The organism is Streptomyces sp. DSM 42067 (genome assembly GCF_055792885.1).
The window spans coordinates 6,582,340-6,597,605 of record NZ_CM147706.1; the positions used below are offsets into that span (position 1 = coordinate 6,582,340).

Here is a 15,266-nt window from a genome sequence, read left to right on the forward strand (position 1 = left end):
ACCTAGGGTGGGTGTCTCACCCATTGGACATCTGACAGGAGGGTCCGGCAGTGACCACCGAACTGCGTCGTCTGCGCAACTACATCGACGGAGAGTTCAGGGACGCGGCCGACGGGCGGACCACCGAGGTGGTCAACCCCGCGACGGGCCAGGCGTACGCCACGGCGCCGCTGTCGGGGCAAGCGGACGTCGACGCCGCCATGGCCGCCGCCGCGGCAGCGTTCCCGGCCTGGCGCGACACCACGCCGGCCGAGCGCCAGAAGGCCCTCCTCAAGATCGCGGACGCGTTCGAGGAGCGGGCCGAGGAGCTCATCGCCGCCGAGGTCGAGAACACCGGCAAGCCGGTCGGCCTCACCCGCACCGAAGAGATCCCGCCCATGGTCGACCAGATCCGCTTCTTCGCGGGCGCGGCCCGGATGCTCGAGGGCCGCTCGGCCGGCGAGTACATGGAGGGCATGACGTCGATCATCCGCCGCGAGCCGGTCGGCGTCTGCGCGCAGGTCGCGCCATGGAACTACCCGATGATGATGGCCGTGTGGAAGTTCGCCCCGGCGCTCGCCGCGGGCAACACGGTCGTCCTGAAGCCGTCGGACACCACCCCGGCGTCCACGGTCCTGATCGCCGAGATCATCGGCTCGGTCGTGCCCAAGGGCGTCTTCAACGTCATCTGCGGCGACCGTGAGACCGGCCGCATGATGGTCGAGCACCCGGTCCCGGCGATGGCCTCCATCACCGGTTCCGTACGGGCGGGCATCCAGGTGGCCGAGTCCGCCTCCAAGGATGTCAAGCGTGTCCACCTGGAGCTGGGCGGCAAGGCGCCCGTCGTGGTCTTCGAGGACACCGACATCGCCAAGGCCGTCGAGGACATCTCCGTCGCGGGCTTCTTCAACGCCGGCCAGGACTGTACGGCCGCGACCCGCGTCCTCGTCCACGAGTCGATCCACGACGAGTTCGTGGCCGCGCTGGCCAAGGCGGCCTCCGAGACGAAGACCGGCCAGCCGGACGACGAGGACGTGCTCTTCGGCCCGCTGAACAACCCCAACCAGCTCGCCCAGGTCTCCGGCTTCATCGACCGGCTCCCCGCGCACGCCAAGGTCGAGGCGGGCGGCCACCGGGTCGGCGACAAGGGCTACTTCTACGCTCCGACCGTGGTGTCCGGTGTGAAGCAGGACGACGAGATCATCCAGAAGGAGGTCTTCGGCCCGGTCATCACCGTCCAGTCCTTCACGGAGGAGTCCCAGGCCGTCCAGTACGCGAACGGCGTCGAGTACGCCCTCGCGTCCTCGGTCTGGACGAAGGACCACGCACGCGCGATGCGCATGTCCAAGGCCCTGGACTTCGGCTGCGTCTGGATCAACACGCACATCCCGCTGGTCGCCGAGATGCCCCACGGCGGCTTCAAGCAGTCCGGCTACGGCAAGGACCTGTCGGCGTACGGGTTCGAGGACTACACGCGGATCAAGCACGTGATGACGTCGCTGGACGGCTGACGGCTGTGTCCATCACGCGGCCCCGGACAGGGCTTCTCCTGTCCGGGGCCGCGCAGTTCAGGCGCCGGGCGCGGCGACGTTCAGGCCCGCTGATTCGGCGGCCTTGAGCAACCGCTGGTCGTACGTGACGAAGGTGAGCGGTTCGGCCCCCGGCTGGCCGGCGAGGAGCTGTGCGGTGGCCAGGTGGATGGCGTCGAGTGAGCGCAGATGGGGGTCGCTGTACGCGGCGGCGGTGGCCCGTACGGCTTGATCGATCTCCAGCCGGTACAACCGCGTCAGGGCGCCCGGCACTCCCGCGAGGGCCTGTGGGGAGGCCCGGCGCAGCGCGCGCGGCACCTCCACCTCGACGAGTGAGGAGGCGACCAGCGGTTCGTTCGGCCGCTCGTTCAGCCAGGTGTTGAGTTCGCCGGAGGCGTGCTCTCGGCGGACCAGCTTCACGACCGCCGCCGAGTCCAGATAGATCACCAGCGCTCCTCGTCGCGCATCGCGGCCAGTTCGGCGGCGGCCTCCACCGCGGGGTCGCCCAGAGTCGGTGGCATCGGGACTGGACCGCTTGTGGTCGGCGCGGTTGCACGGCCCTCCGCGACCAGCCGGTCGAGCAGGGACTGCGTCGTCGTGATCGGAACCAACCGGGCCACGGCAGTACCTTTCACGGTCACCTCCAAGGACTCGCCGCGCTGCACCCGGGCGAGCACGGCGCTGGTGTTCTGGTTGAGCTCACGAACAGGGATGCGGTCCATGGTGTCAGCGTAGAACGTCTTGTTCTACGTTGGAAGGGAGCTTTCGCCTGGACGAGTGAGATCGGCCGGGCGGCTGGAGGCGCTGCCCCCCCAGCCCGCTGCGGCCCTCACCGCGTGAACGCGGGGAAAGCGAAGCGCTGCGCGATCGCCAGGCCGGCCTCCTTGGCGTGCGTGCCGTTGACCGAGTAGACGAGCGTCGTGGAGAGATCGCGGGTCGCGGCGATGCCGGTGTTGTAGCCGGGGCGGGCTCCGCTCTTGCCCCACACCTCCCTGCCGTCGATCACGAAGCGCTCCAGAGCCGCGCCCATCGTCGCGCCCGGCACGTCCGGAACCGTGAACATCTCCTCCAACTGCGGCTCCGGCACCACCTGTCCACGGAACAGAGCGACGAGGAACCGCTCCAGATCCGCGGTCGTCGAGATCATGTCGCCCGCCGCCCATCGGTCCGACATGTTCCACTCGGTGACGTCCACCAGCGTCCCGTCCATCTCCTCGTAGCCGCGGTTGTGCGGGCCATGGATACGAGGGTCGGGGCCGGCGGGGAAGGACGTGTGCCGCAGGCCGAGCGGCCGGAAGATCCGGACGGCCGCCTGGTGCTCGTACGAGTCGCCCGTGACCTTCTCGATGAGCATGCCGAGCACCGTGTAGTGGATGTTCCCGTATTCCTGCGTGGTGCCCGGATCGGCCGCCGGGCCCTTGGCGACGGCCGAGGCCACGACTGCCTCGGGCGTCAGCGTCTCGAAGCGGTGCGGATACTCCTCCTCGACGGATCCGCCCAGCGAGGCGCCCGGCTGCAATCCGCTCGTGAAGTTGAGCAGCTGCCGTACGGAGATGGGCTTGAAGTCCGCTGTCAGCAGGCCCGGAAGGTAGGTCTGGACGGGCTCGTCCAGGTCGATCCTCCCCTCGGCGGCCAGTTGCAGCACCACGGCCGCCGTGACCACCTTCGTGGTGGATCCGGCCCGGAAGCGGCCGTTCTCCAGGGCCTTGCGGCCCGTCCGCACGTCGGCCACCCCGGCGCTGCCCCGCCAGATGCCGTCCATACCGCCGACGCGGATCAGTGCGGCGGTCGCGTCGGCGTCCGGAAGGCCGGCCAGGGCCCCACGCAGCCCGTTGGCGCGTGGACGTTCGACCTGCGAGGGTGCGGCTGCTGTGGCTGGGGAGGCGGCGAGCGAGGGGGAGGCGCCGAAGGCGGGGGAGGCGGCGAAGGCGGGCGCGGTCAGCGGGCCGGCCGCGAGGCCGATCGTGAGGACCGCGGAGACGGCGGCCAGGGCGACGGGGGCTCTCCCACTCGTACGGAGGCTGCGTGGCTTCATGGACGACTCCCGATGTGTGGCTGCCCGGCATGTGCGGGCTGCAGGGGCGAGTGGACGGCTCTCATCCTCACGATCTTCGGGGCGGTGGGGATCGTCGCCGAGGAGGGCCCGGCCCCCGCGTTCTGTCCGGGTGAACACCCTTGCGAGTGCGGGTTGTTGGTCGGGGCAGGCCCCTAGGGGAAGCGAAGGCAGGCGAAGGGAAGGAGTCCGGGACCGGCGCAGTGGAGGCGAAAAAAGTGTTATCGCGCGTCCCCCGTACCCGTCTCCTGCACGGGGTCAGGACTGCGGCGTACGAGCGGTCCGCCGCAGTCCTGACCGCACGGGAGCGATAACTGGCACGGGAGTAATGAGGAATGGCCGCGCACACCAGGCATGGCATCAGCCGTCGCAGCGTCCAGCAGAACGCGCCGGGCGCGGAGGACCACGTATCCGGCAGCGGCGGCTTCAGCGAACTCGGGTTCGGGACGTTTCCGTACGCCAAGTAACCTCTGGCGCATACGGGTGAACGGCGTGCCGGAAGGGGCGTATGTGGACGGGCGGCAGTGGCGCGGCACGATCACGGCCGCACAATCCGGTGACCGGCAGGCGCTGGACGAACTCGTGGCCGGCTGGCTGCCGCTGGTCTACAACATCGTCGGCCGGGCGCTGGGCGGCCACGCCGACGTGGACGACGTCGTACAGGAGACCATGCTGCGTGCCGTCGACGGCCTCGGCTCGCTGCGCGACCCGGACAGCTTCCGGTCCTGGCTGGTCGCCATCGCCATGCGGCAGGTGAGGGAGCGGGCACGCCGCCGCTCGGGCACCCAGGAGCTCACCGAAGGCGCCGAATCCGCCGCCGACTTCGCCGAGCTCACGGTGTTGCGGCTCCAGCTCGAGGGACAGCGCCGTGAGGTCGCGGAGGCCGTGCGCTGGCTCGACGACGAGGACCGGCAGCTCCTTTCGCTCTGGTGGCTGGAGGTCGCGGGCGAGCTGACCCGGCGCGAACTCGCGGCGGCCGTCGGCATCAGCAGGCAGCACGCCGCCGTACGCGTCCAGCGCATGAAGGGGCGGCTGGAGACGGCGCGCGGGATAGTCCGCGCCCTGGAGTCCTCGTGCACGGAACTGCGTCAGCTGACCGCGCGCTGGGACGGGCGCACCGACTCCGTCTGGCGTAAACGTTTTGCCAGACATGTCAGGGGCTGCGGGCGGTGCGGCGGGCCGAGCGAGGGGCTCGTGCCCGCCGAACGGCTGCTGGTCGGACTCGCCCTGGTGCCGGTGCCCGCCGGGTTCACCCTCTCCCTGGCACTCGGCGGCAAGACCGCCGTCGCGGCCGCCGTCCCGGTCGCCTGGTCGGCCAAGGTGATCGGCGTGCTCAGCAAGCCCGCCGTGGCGGTGACGGCGGGGGCGACGCTCGCCGCGGGCGGCGCGTACGTCGTCGTCGAGCAGCCGGACGCCCCGCCACCGCAGGCCGCCGCACCCACGGCGGCGAGCACGGCCCGCCCGCCGTTGCGAGCCCCATCACCCACGCCCACACCCACGCCGTCCCGCTCGCCGTCGCCGACGACGAAGGCCGAGCTCTACGGCACGGTCGTCGACACCGTCGACCGGGCTCCGGACCCGAACGCACAGCCCGCGGCCCTCCCGCACCGGCCCGAGTCCGGGATCACCAGCACCTGGGGCGCGAAGGCCGTGATGCAGCACCGCGGAGAGAGCGTGACGCTCAAGGGTCAGGGCTACGTCCTCGTACGCTGGCAGATCTCGCCGAAGTACAGGCCGGGACAGGTGGTCATGCCGTCCTGGACCGGCCTGAAGGGCAAGCTCTTCCACGTGGCCTCGGGCGGTGGCCGACGGATGGACGACCCACTCGAAGGCAGCCCTGACGGCTACGCCACCGGCATGGGCGGGCCGAGCATCGGCTACGCCGTACTGCCGGACAGCACTCAGCAGATGTGGCAGAACGAGTACTTCTACCTCGACGGCACCGTCACCCTCAACCAGAACGAACGCGGCTGCGACTACGGCGTGACCGTCTTCCCGTCGAGCTGGGACGAGGTGACCGAGGACATCATGAGCGGGCCCGACCAGGGGGTGATCCGCTACGGCCTCGTACGCGACAACGGCAAGGACACCGCCCCGGTACCGCAGTACGTCACGCGCGCGACCCCGGCCGATCCGGCGACGGTGCCTCAGCGGTCCCGCGTGTAGGGGGAACCGATCCGGTCACCTCAACTGCCCCGGCGCAGCGCGCAGAGCGCGTCGATGCGGTTCGTCGTGATCGAGTCGACCCCCGCATCGAGGAGCCGGAGCATGGAGCGGCGGGTGTCCGGGGTCCAGACGGACAGCAGATACCCGTCGCGGTGCACCTTGTCGGCCAGCTTCCGGTCGATCAGCCCGAAACGGTAGTTGAGCCACCGCGGCCGTATCGCGTCGAGCAGAGTGGGGCGCGGCGGCGCCAGCGTCGTCCAGGTCAGGGCGATCTCGGCGGACGGATCGGCCGCGCGGACCGCGAGCATGGCCGTCGCGCCCGCGCAGTAGTACGCCCGGTCGGCGGCGCCGCAGTCGCGGACGGTGCCCACGACCGTGCGCACCGCCTCCGGCGTGGCGTCCGGCAGATCGACCATGATCCGGCTGCCGCCGACGTTGCCGCCGACGTTGCCGTTGCCGTTTCCGTTGCGGTTTCCGCTGCCGGGCGCCGCGAGTACCTCCAGGGCCTCCACCAGTGTCGGTACGCCGTTGCCGGTGATCTCGCGCACCTCGGCGGCCGACAGCGCGGAGACCGGCCGGTCGTGCTCCCACAGCCGCTTCAGCGTCCTGTCGTGCAGCAGCACGGGGACACCGTCGCGGGTCAGGCGGACATCGAACTCGACGGCGTCCGCGCCCCGGGCGAGCGCGGAGCGCAGCGACGGAAGCGTGTTCTCGCGGAAGCGGTACGGATCGCCCCGGTGGGCCACGGCTGTCACGGTGCGCATGCGCCCATTGTCCGCATCCGAGGCCTCCGCGACGGCACGGTCGCGGAGGCCGCCGTTACGGAGACGGATCATGCCGCGAGCCACGCCGCCGTGTAGGTGTCGATCTCACCGGCGATGCGGGCCTTGCCGGGTGCGTCGAGGAAGGACGCCTCCACGGCGTTCTTCGCGAGGGCGGCGAGTCCCTGCTCGTCCAGATCGAGGAGGCGGGCCGCGACCGCGTACTCGTTGTTGAGGTCCGTGCCGAACATCGGCGGGTCGTCGGAGTTGATCGTGACCAGGACGCCGGCCGCCACCATCTCCTTGATGGGGTGCTCGTCCAGGGTGAGGACGGCGCGGGTGGCGATGTTGGAGGTCGGGCAGACCTCCAGCGGAATGCGCCGCTCGGCGAGGTGGGCGAGCAGCTTCGGGTCCTTGGTGGCGCTCGTGCCGTGCCCGATGCGCTCCGCGCGCAGCTCGGTCAGCGCGTCCCATATCGTCCCCGGGCCCGTGGTCTCGCCCGCGTGCGGCACGGAGTGCAGGCCGGCGGCGATCGCGCGGTCGAAGTACGGCTTGAACTGGGGCCGCGGTACACCGATCTCGGGTCCGCCGAGCCCGAACGAGACCAGGCCTTCCGGGCGCAGCCCGTCGGTGGTGGCGAGCCGCGCGGTCTCCTCGGCCGACTCGAGCCCCGCCTCGCCCGGGATGTCGAAGCACCACCGCAGTACGACACCGAGCTCGGCCTCGGCCGCCTTGCGGGCGTCCTCGATCGCGTCCATGAAGGCCCGCTCGTCGATGCCGCGGCGGGTCGACGAGTACGGGGTGATGGTGAGCTCGGAGTAACGCACGTTCTGCCGGGCCATGTCCCGGGCCACCTCGTACGTCAGCAGCCGCACGTCCTCGGGGGTGCGGATCAGGTCGACGACGGACAGGTACACGTCGATGAAGTGCGCGAAGTCCGTGAACGTGAAGTAGTCGGCCAGCGCCTCCGGATCGGTCGGCACCTTGGAGTCGGGGTGGCGGGCGGCGAGTTCCGAGACGATCCGGGGGGAGGCGGAGCCGACATGGTGCACGTGCAGTTCGGCCTTGGGCAGTCCGGCGATGAAGGTGTGCAGATCGCGGTGGCGGTCGTGGTCGCGGCGGTCGGTCAAGGTTCCTCCCCGGAACGGCGCCTGTCCGGTTGCGACGGGGCGCTGGTGATCGGCTGATCGGTGGGTCAGGGATCAGAGTAGGCGGCGGCGCGCACCGAGCCGGTGTGGGCCCTAACATGACCAGCACATACGACGAGGGGGGCTCGCCCGGATGACCGAGAACGACCAACACATACCGGGCGATTCCGCACCGCGGGACCCGTGGGCGCCGCCTGCGGAGTCCCACCCCAAGGTCGGGCTGGGCAAGCCCCAGCAGTCCCAGCAACCGCAGCAGCCTCTGATTCCGCCGCAGGGTGGGCAGGCCGCGCCCATTCATGAGCAGGAGACGCTCGTCGACGGCCGGGAGGGCGGTACCTTCGCGCCGGTGGACGGGGGGCCGGGGTGGGGTCCGGTTCCGGGTACGGGTCCTGGTCCGGGCTCGGGTCCGGGCTCGGGTCCTGTTCTGGGTCCAGGTCCGGGGCCGTTTCCGGGTCCGGGCGACGCGGTGCCCCCGGTGCCGCCTGCCCCCGGCGGTCCGGCCTTGGGCTACGGGGGTCTCCCGCCCTATCCCGCAAGCTCGGGCGCGGCGGCGCAGGGATACGGCGGCTACGGCTACCCCGGATACGGGTGGCCCGGTATGCCGGCGCAGCCCCGCAACGGGATGGGCATCGCCGCGCTGGTCCTCGGCATCCTCTCCGTCTGTCTGTTCTGTATGTACGGCGTGGTCAGCGTCGTGCTCGGCGTCCTCGCCCTGATTTTCGGCCTGCAGGGACGCAAGCTGGCGAAGCGCGGTGAGGCCACCAACTCAGGGATGGCCGTCGCGGGGATCGTCACGGGCAGCGTCGGCATCGTGCTGGGAATGGTGATCGTGGGCCTGTTGATCTGGGGCTTCAGCCAGATGGAGCGGTACGAGGAGTCCGGCGAGAGCGACCCGTTCTCCACCTCTCTCATCGTGGGCTCCGGCCGCTGAGCCCTGTGGTCGCCCCCCATCCGAATAGCCGGTGCCTGGGGAGTGGCCTGACGCACGCCCCGCCCTGACGGTTCGCCCGCCGGATCGTCAGGGCAGGTCGGCAGCCAGCCCCTCCCGCGCCTCCATCAGTGCGAAACCCAGCAGATTCTGCCCGCGCCAGCGCTCCGGATCCCCGGCCCGCTCGTCGTCCGCGGTCAGTCCGATGCCCCATATACGGTCCCGGGGACTGGCCTCGACGAGCACACGGCTCCGCGTGGCCAGCAGGAACTCCCGCAGATCGGCGTGCGCCGCGAACTTGTGGACGCTGCCCTCCACTACGATCGCGAACCGCTCGCGCGCCCATATCGCCTCGTCGAAGCCGCGCACCAACCGCCCCGCCTTCTTCGCGGCGGCAGGCGAGGAGGCGGCCAGCGCACGCTCTTCGGCCTCCGCGTCGTCGAACAAGCGCGCCTTGGCCGCCATCATCCAGTGCTCGGCCGTCGCGTACTCCACGCCGTCGACCGTGAACGGGGACGGCCACCACTGGCTCAGGCAGCTCGCGCCGATGGTCCCGTCGGGCCGTGGCCTGTGCCCCCAGAAGTGGAGGTACTTGATCCTCGCCCCCGAGCGGATCTCCCTGGTCAGGGACTCCCAAGAATCGATCATCACCATGCCCCCGAGTCTGGCAGGCAGCACTGACACAGCGCCTGGCTTTCCATTCCTGGCGCCCCTGCCTCTCGACAGATTCCGTCGCGTAACCAAAAGGAAACAACGGAATCACTTGTTGGGGGAGTATGGCTCTGTCAGGATCGGCACTCAAATCGAGCTGGAGCTACGCCCGCCCTCACATAAACGGGAGGTCGGCGGAGGAGAGCGACATGCACACCACGGGGCACGGAAACCGCAACCGCCTGTCGGCTCAGGACCGCTTCGCGGACGGCGCGCAGTACATCGCGGGCCAGCCGGCCAAGGGCACCTCGGGCCGCACCCACGCGGTCGTCGACCCCGCCACGGGCGACGAGGTGTACACGTACGAACTCGGCGGCCCCGAGGACGTCGACGCAGCCGTCGCCGCCGCGCACGAGGCCTTTCCGGGCTGGGCCGGGGCAACGCCGGGGGAGCGCTCCGACGCGATGCACCGTTTCGCGGCCGTACTCGCCGAGCGCGCCGAGGAGTTCGCGCAGGCCGAGTCGCTGCAGTGCGGCAAACCGATCAAGCTGAGCCGTGAGTTCGACGTGCCGGGCACGGTGGACAACACCGCGTTCTTCGCGGGCGCCGCCCGGCATCTCCAGGGCCAGTCCGCGGGCGAGTACAGCGGCGACCACACCTCATATGTCCGGCGCGAGCCGATCGGGGTCGTCGGCTCCATCGCCCCCTGGAACTACCCACTCCAGATGGCCGCCTGGAAGGTCCTGCCGGCCATCGCCGCCGGCAACACCATCGTCCTGAAGCCGTCCGAGCTGACGCCCCTGACGTCTCTGCTCTTCGCACAGGCGGCCACCGAGGCGGGCATCCCCGACGGTGTCGTCAACATCGTCACCGGCCTGGGCCGGGACGCCGGCGAGCACCTCGTCGGGCACCCCGACGTCGCCATGACGTCCTTCACCGGATCGACGGCCGTCGGCAAGCGCGTCGCCGAGATCGCCACCGCCACCGTCAAGCGCCTGCACCTCGAACTCGGCGGCAAGGCGCCCTTCGTGGTGTTCGACGACGCCGACCTCGAGGCCGCCGTCCACGGCGCGGTCGCGGGCGCGCTCATCAACACCGGGCAGGACTGCACGGCCGCCACGCGCGCGTACGTGCAACGTCCGCTCTACGAGGCCTTCGTCCAGGGCGTCGCCGACCTGATGGAGACCGTCCGGCTCGGCGGCCCCTTCGACCCGTCCACCGACCTGGGCCCGCTCATCTCCCACGTCCAGCGCGACCGCGTCGCCGGATTCGTCGAGCGCGCCAGGGGCTACGCCCGCGTCGTCACCGGCGGCGAGGCACCGGGCGGCGCCCTGTGGAACGGCGCCTACTACAAGCCGACGCTGATCGCGGACGCCCCGCAGGACAGTGAGATCGTGCAGTCCGAGATCTTCGGCCCCGTGCTCGCCGTACTGCCCTTCGACAGCGACGACGAGGGCATCCGGCTCGCCAACGACATCCCGTACGGCCTCGCGGCCTCCGCCTGGAGCCGCGACGTGTACCGCGCCAACCGCGCGACCCGCGAGATCAAGGCGGGATGCGTCTGGGTCAACGACCACATCCCGATCATCAGCGAGATGCCGCACGGCGGATACAAGGCGTCCGGCTTCGGCAAAGACATGTCCTCGTACTCATTCGACGAGTACACGCAGCTCAAGCACGTCATGTTCGACAACACCGCGGTGGCCAGGAAGGACTGGCACCGCACGATTTTCGGGGACCGGTAGCAGCCGCCCGGTCAGCGGCACCCACCACCCGCAAGGCACCCCAGGCATCCACCCCCAACAAGGGCACCCACCCCCAGGGAACCGACCCGAAAGGGCACCACGCGCATGCAGCAGTACGAGCCCGACAGCCTCTCCCCAGCCCAACTGGCCGCCATGCGGCGCAGTATGAGGAACGGCCGAGCAGCCCTCACCCGCCGTTCCCTGCTGCGTGCCTCCACCGGCGGCGCACTCGCCGTCGGCGGGCTCGGGGTGCTCAGCGGCTGCGGCATCCCCCCGGCGAGCAAGACCCAGGGCGTCTCGTCCCAGGACCACTCGGCCAAGGAGAAGGAGATCAACTTCTCCAACTGGACCGAGTACATGGACGTCGACGAGAGCGAGAAGCACCACCCCACCCTGGACGCGTTCACCAAACGCACCGGGATCAAGGTCAAGTACACCGAGGACATCAACGACAACGTCGAGTTCTTCGGCAAGATCAAGCCGCAGCTGGCGGCCGGCCAGGACACCGGGCGCGACCTCATCTGCGTCACCGACTGGCTGGCCGCCCGGCTCATCCGCTTCGGGTGGGTCCAGAAGCTGGACCCGTCCAACCTGCCGCACGCCTACGCCAATCTGTCGTCCCAGTTCCGGAGCCCCGACTGGGACCCGGGACGGGCCTACTCGTACCCCTGGACCGGCATCTCGACCGTCATCGCGTTCAACAAGAAGGCCCTGGACGGCGAGAAGGTCTCCTCGGTCTCCGACATGCTCGACAACCCCAGGCTCAAGGGGCGCGTCGGCTTCCTCTCCGAGATGCGCGACAGCATCGGCATGACGATGCTCGACATGGGCAAGGACCCCGGGAAGTTCACGGACGACGACTTCGACGCGACGGCCGCGCGGCTTCAGAAGGCCGTCGACAAGGGCCAGATACGCCGCTTCACCGGCAACGACTACACGTCGGACCTCACCAAGGGCGACCTCGCGGCCTGTCTCGCCTGGGCCGGCGATGTCGTCCAGCTCAAGGCGGACAACCCGGACGTCGACTTCGTCATCCCCGACAGCGGCTATCTCACGTCCACGGACAACCTGCTGGTCCCCAACAAGGCGCGCCACAAGACCAACGCCGAGCGGCTCATCGACTACTACTACGAGCCGGGCCCGGCCGCGCAGCTCGCCGCCTACATCAACTACGTGTGCCCCGTCGACGGGGTGCGCGCGGAGCTCGCGAAGATCGACGAGGACGCGGCGAACAACCCGCTGATCATTCCCGACAAGGCCATGGCCGCCAAGTCCAACGCCTTCCGGTCGCTGACGCCGAAGGAAGAGACGGCGTACGAGGAGAAGTTCGCCAAGCTCACAGGGGCGTAGGCGCTGGCGCCTGCCCACAGCCAGTACCCGTCCCCCTCGAACGCTGGGAATCCCCAAGATGACAGACACCAACGGCGACGTTCGCCTTTCCGGGATCAGTAAGACCTACGGCTCCTTCACCGCCGTCCACCCCCTCGATCTCACCGTGCCGCAGGGCAGTTTCTTTGCGCTGCTCGGCGCGTCCGGCTGCGGCAAGACCACCACGCTGCGCATGATCGCCGGCCTGGAGGAGCCCACCTCCGGCACGGTCGCGCTCGGCGACCAGGACGTGACCGCGCTGCCCCCGTACAAGCGGCCCGTCAACACCGTCTTCCAGTCGTACGCGCTCTTCCCGCACCTCGACGTCTTCGAGAACGTCGCCTTCGGCCTGCGCCGGCGCGGCATCAAGTCCGTGAAGAAGCAGGTCGAGGAGATGCTCGACCTGGTCCAGCTCGGCGAGCAGGTCCGCAAGAAGCCGCACCAGCTCTCCGGCGGCCAGCAGCAGCGCGTCGCCGTCGCCCGCGCGCTGATCAACCACCCGAAGGTGCTGCTGCTCGACGAGCCGCTGGGCGCCCTCGACCTCAAGCTGCGCCGCCAGATGCAGCTCGAACTCAAGCGCATCCAGACCGAGGTGGGCATCACCTTCATCCACGTCACGCACGACCAGGAGGAGGCCATGACCATGGCCGACACGGTCGCGGTGATGAACGCCGGCCGCGTCGAGCAGCTGGGCTCGCCCGCCGAGCTCTACGAGAACCCGCAGTCCACGTTCGTCGCCAACTTCCTCGGCACCTCCAACCTCATCGAGGCCGAGGTCGACGCGAAGAGCGGCGACGAGATCATCGTCAAGGCGGCCGACAGCAAGCTGGTCCTGCCCGCCGCGCGCTGCTCCGCCCCCGCCTCCGCAGGCGGCAAGGTGCTCGTCGGCATACGCCCCGAGAAGATCTCCCTCACTCACGCGGACGACGCCGGCTCCGTCCCCGAGGGCCGCAACCGCATCACGGGCACCATCGCCGACGCCAGCTTCATCGGCGTCTCGACGCAGTACGTCATCGACAGCCCGGTCTGCGACGAGTTCGCGGTGTACGTCCAGAACATCGAGCGCGACTCCCGCCTCGTGCCCGGCGCCGAGGTGGTCCTGCACTGGAGCCCGGCCCACACCTTCGGCCTGGATGCCAACCAGGACATCGATGCGGGTGTCGAGTCGGTCGAGGAAGAGGCCGCCGCATGACGACCGTCACCGAGGCGCCACCGCTCGCGCCCACGCCCGTCGAGGAGCCGCGGGGGCCGCGCAGGCGCGGCCGCCTCGTCCCGTACTGGCTGCTGCTCCCCGGCATCCTGTGGCTGCTGGTCTTCTTCGCGCTGCCGATGGTCTACCAGGCCTCCACGTCCGTGCAGACGGGCTCCCTGGAGGAGGGTTACAAGGTCACCTGGCACTTCGCCACCTACTGGGACGCGCTGTCCGAGTACTGGCCCCAGTTCCTGCGCTCGGTGCTCTACGCGGGCGTGGCGACCGTGCTGTGCCTGCTGCTCGGCTATCCGCTCGCGTATCTGATCGCGTTCCGGGCGGGCCGCTGGCGCAACCTGATCCTGATCCTGGTCATCGCGCCGTTCTTCACGAGCTTCCTGATCCGTACGCTCGCCTGGAAGACGATCCTCGCGGACGGCGGCCCGGTCGTAGGCGCCCTGAGCAGCCTGCACGTCCTGGACGTCACGAGCTGGCTCGGCATCACGGCCGGCGAGCGCGTCCTGGCCACACCGCTCGCGGTGGTCTGCGGCCTGACGTACAACTTCCTGCCGTTCATGATCCTGCCGCTGTACACCTCGCTGGAGCGCATCGACGGTCGGCTGCACGAGGCGGCGGGCGATCTCTACGCGAAGCCGTTCACGACCTTCCGCAAGGTGACCTTCCCGCTCTCCATGCCGGGCGTCGTCTCCGGAACGCTGCTCACGTTCATCCCCGCCAGCGGCGACTACGTGAACGCGGATCTGCTCGGCTCCACCGACACCCGAATGGTCGGCAACGTCATCCAGACACAGTTCCTGCGGATTCTCGACTATCCGACGGCCGCCGCGCTGTCCTTCATTCTCATGGCCGCGATCCTCGTCATGGTCACCCTCTACATCCGCAAGTCCGGAACGGAGGATCTCGTCTGATGTCCCTTGGATCCTTCGGCCGCTGGATTCGCCGGAATCTCGTCGTCATAGCGGGCCTGCTGACGCTCGCTTATCTGCTCCTGCCGAATATCGTCGTGACGGTGTTCTCCTTCAACGATCCGAAGGGGCGCTTCAACTACGAATGGCAGAAGTTCTCCACGGATGCCTGGACCGACCCGTGCGGCGTCGCCGACCTGTGCGGTTCGCTCGCCCTCAGCCTGCAGATCGCCGCCTGGGCCACGCTCGGCGCCACCGTCCTCGGCACGATGATCGCCTTCGCTCTCGTCCGCTACCGGTTCCGGGCACGCGGGGCCGTGAACTCGCTGATCTTCATGCCGATGGCGATGCCCGAGGTCGTCATGGCCGCCTCGCTGCTCACGCTGTTCCTGAACATGGGAACCCCGCTGGGCTTCTGGACGATCCTCATCGCGCACATCATGTTCTGCCTGAGCTTCGTGGTCACGGCCGTGAAAGCGCGCGTGATGTCGATGGACCCGCGCCTCGAGCAGGCGGCACAGGACCTTTATGCGGGCCCCTTCCAGACGTTCATCAGGGTCACGCTGCCGATCGCCGCCCCCGGAATCGCCGCGGGCGCGCTGCTCGCCTTCGCGCTCTCCTTCGACGATTTCATCATCACCAATTTCAATGCCGGCTCGACCGTCACCTTCCCGATGTTCGTCTGGGGATCCGCGCAGCGCGGTACGCCCGTTCAGATCAATGTCATCGGTACGGCGATGTTCCTCGTGGCCGTCCTGTGCGTCCTGGCCGGAATGATGGTCGGCCGCCGCAGCAGGCAGAAGGCATAACCCTCAACACCTTT

At 69.6% G+C, this 15,266-nt stretch carries 14 protein-coding genes and 1 pseudogene; 9 read left to right on the forward strand and 6 right to left on the reverse strand.

Annotated elements, in window-relative coordinates; translation table 11 throughout:
* Positions 1-50 precede the first annotated feature (50 nt).
* Entirely contained in the window at positions 51-1,490 is a 1,440-nt protein-coding gene (locus tag ACSMXV_RS29905) for a gamma-aminobutyraldehyde dehydrogenase (protein WP_473174264.1), read from the forward strand.
* A 57-nt stretch (positions 1,491-1,547) separates the two neighbouring features.
* Here the strand turns inward: ACSMXV_RS29905 and ACSMXV_RS29910 are convergent, their stop codons facing one another.
* The 3 genes from ACSMXV_RS29910 to ACSMXV_RS29920 all read right to left on the reverse strand — a co-directional run bounded on the left by ACSMXV_RS29910 (position 1,548) and on the right by ACSMXV_RS29920 (position 3,543).
* On the reverse strand, positions 1,548-1,955 hold the full coding sequence (locus tag ACSMXV_RS29910) for a type II toxin-antitoxin system VapC family toxin (protein ID WP_473174265.1): 408 nt from the start codon (positions 1,953-1,955) through the stop codon (positions 1,548-1,550).
* Positions 1,952-2,230, reverse strand: a complete 279-nt coding sequence (locus ACSMXV_RS29915) for a type II toxin-antitoxin system Phd/YefM family antitoxin (RefSeq protein ID WP_181655733.1) — start codon at positions 2,228-2,230, stop codon at positions 1,952-1,954. Before ACSMXV_RS29915 ends, ACSMXV_RS29910 begins: the two co-directional genes overlap by 4 nt.
* Positions 2,231-2,337: 107 nt before the next feature.
* On the reverse strand, positions 2,338-3,543 hold the full coding sequence (locus ACSMXV_RS29920) for a serine hydrolase domain-containing protein (protein ID WP_473174266.1): 1,206 nt from the start codon (positions 3,541-3,543) through the stop codon (positions 2,338-2,340).
* Positions 3,544-3,896: 353 nt separating this feature from the next.
* On the opposite strand from ACSMXV_RS29920, the gene ACSMXV_RS29925 reads away from it, so the two are divergent.
* Both ACSMXV_RS29925 and ACSMXV_RS29930 read left to right on the forward strand, forming a co-directional pair.
* Positions 3,897-4,028 carry a hypothetical protein gene (locus ACSMXV_RS29925; RefSeq protein ID WP_473174267.1) on the forward strand — a complete coding sequence of 44 codons (132 nt, stop codon included), beginning with the start codon at positions 3,897-3,899 and terminating at the stop codon, positions 4,026-4,028.
* Between the two features lie 43 nt (positions 4,029-4,071).
* Positions 4,072-5,727, forward strand: coding sequence for an RNA polymerase sigma factor (locus ACSMXV_RS29930; protein ID WP_473179104.1), 1,656 nt, complete (start codon positions 4,072-4,074; stop codon positions 5,725-5,727).
* Between the two features lie 20 nt (positions 5,728-5,747).
* Here the strand turns inward: ACSMXV_RS29930 and ACSMXV_RS29935 are convergent, their stop codons facing one another.
* Positions 5,748-6,491 (reverse strand): glycerophosphodiester phosphodiesterase, encoded by a 744-nt coding sequence (locus ACSMXV_RS29935; RefSeq protein WP_473174268.1) that lies wholly within the window; start codon positions 6,489-6,491, stop codon positions 5,748-5,750.
* Between the two features lie 68 nt (positions 6,492-6,559).
* Positions 6,560-7,668: pseudogene (locus ACSMXV_RS29940) on the reverse strand (adenosine deaminase).
* Between the two features lie 443 nt (positions 7,669-8,111).
* On the opposite strand from ACSMXV_RS29940, the gene ACSMXV_RS29945 reads away from it, so the two are divergent.
* Positions 8,112-8,567 (forward strand): DUF4190 domain-containing protein, encoded by a 456-nt coding sequence (locus ACSMXV_RS29945; RefSeq protein ID WP_473174269.1) that lies wholly within the window; start codon positions 8,112-8,114, stop codon positions 8,565-8,567.
* A gap of 87 nt (positions 8,568-8,654) precedes the next feature.
* On the opposite strand, the gene ACSMXV_RS29950 is transcribed toward ACSMXV_RS29945, so the two are convergent.
* Positions 8,655-9,218 carry an NADAR family protein gene (locus ACSMXV_RS29950; RefSeq protein WP_473174270.1) on the reverse strand — a complete coding sequence of 188 codons (564 nt, stop codon included), beginning with the start codon at positions 9,216-9,218 and terminating at the stop codon, positions 8,655-8,657.
* Positions 9,219-9,424: 206 nt separating this feature from the next.
* Between ACSMXV_RS29950 and ACSMXV_RS29955 the strand changes: the two genes are divergently transcribed.
* From ACSMXV_RS29955 to ACSMXV_RS29975, 5 genes are all read left to right on the forward strand, one after another.
* A complete protein-coding gene (locus ACSMXV_RS29955) occupies positions 9,425-10,960 on the forward strand; it encodes a gamma-aminobutyraldehyde dehydrogenase (protein ID WP_473174271.1) in 1,536 nt (511 codons plus the stop codon).
* 105 nt (positions 10,961-11,065) lie between these two features.
* Entirely contained in the window at positions 11,066-12,310 is a 1,245-nt protein-coding gene (locus ACSMXV_RS29960; RefSeq protein ID WP_473174272.1) for a polyamine ABC transporter substrate-binding protein, read from the forward strand.
* Positions 12,311-12,368: 58 nt separating this feature from the next.
* Positions 12,369-13,520, forward strand: a complete 1,152-nt coding sequence (locus tag ACSMXV_RS29965) for an ABC transporter ATP-binding protein (protein ID WP_473174273.1) — start codon at positions 12,369-12,371, stop codon at positions 13,518-13,520.
* On the forward strand, positions 13,517-14,446 hold the full coding sequence (locus ACSMXV_RS29970) for an ABC transporter permease (RefSeq protein WP_473174274.1): 930 nt from the start codon (positions 13,517-13,519) through the stop codon (positions 14,444-14,446). Before ACSMXV_RS29965 ends, ACSMXV_RS29970 begins: the two co-directional genes overlap by 4 nt.
* Positions 14,446-15,252, forward strand: coding sequence for an ABC transporter permease (locus tag ACSMXV_RS29975; protein WP_473174275.1), 807 nt, complete (start codon positions 14,446-14,448; stop codon positions 15,250-15,252). Before ACSMXV_RS29970 ends, ACSMXV_RS29975 begins: the two co-directional genes overlap by 1 nt.
* The last annotated feature ends 14 nt before the right edge of the window (positions 15,253-15,266 follow it).

Bases quoted from the DNA above. Each gene is read 5' to 3' on its own strand.
- ACSMXV_RS29915 (WP_181655733.1), bottom strand. From the start codon at position 2,230: ATGGACCGCATCCCTGTTCGTGAGCTCAACCAGAACACCAGCGCCGTG.
- ACSMXV_RS29920 (WP_473174266.1), bottom strand. From the start codon at position 3,543: ATGAAGCCACGCAGCCTCCGTACGAGTGGGAGAGCCCCCGTCGCCCTG.
- ACSMXV_RS29925 (WP_473174267.1), top strand. From the start codon at position 3,897: ATGGCCGCGCACACCAGGCATGGCATCAGCCGTCGCAGCGTCCAGCAG.
- ACSMXV_RS29935 (WP_473174268.1), bottom strand. From the start codon at position 6,491: ATGCGCACCGTGACAGCCGTGGCCCACCGGGGCGATCCGTACCGCTTC.
- ACSMXV_RS29950 (WP_473174270.1), bottom strand. From the start codon at position 9,218: ATGGTGATGATCGATTCTTGGGAGTCCCTGACCAGGGAGATCCGCTCG.
- ACSMXV_RS29955 (WP_473174271.1), top strand. From the start codon at position 9,425: ATGCACACCACGGGGCACGGAAACCGCAACCGCCTGTCGGCTCAGGAC.
- ACSMXV_RS29960 (WP_473174272.1), top strand. From the start codon at position 11,066: ATGCAGCAGTACGAGCCCGACAGCCTCTCCCCAGCCCAACTGGCCGCC.
- ACSMXV_RS29965 (WP_473174273.1), top strand. From the start codon at position 12,369: ATGACAGACACCAACGGCGACGTTCGCCTTTCCGGGATCAGTAAGACC.
- ACSMXV_RS29970 (WP_473174274.1), top strand. From the start codon at position 13,517: ATGACGACCGTCACCGAGGCGCCACCGCTCGCGCCCACGCCCGTCGAG.
- ACSMXV_RS29975 (WP_473174275.1), top strand. From the start codon at position 14,446: ATGTCCCTTGGATCCTTCGGCCGCTGGATTCGCCGGAATCTCGTCGTC.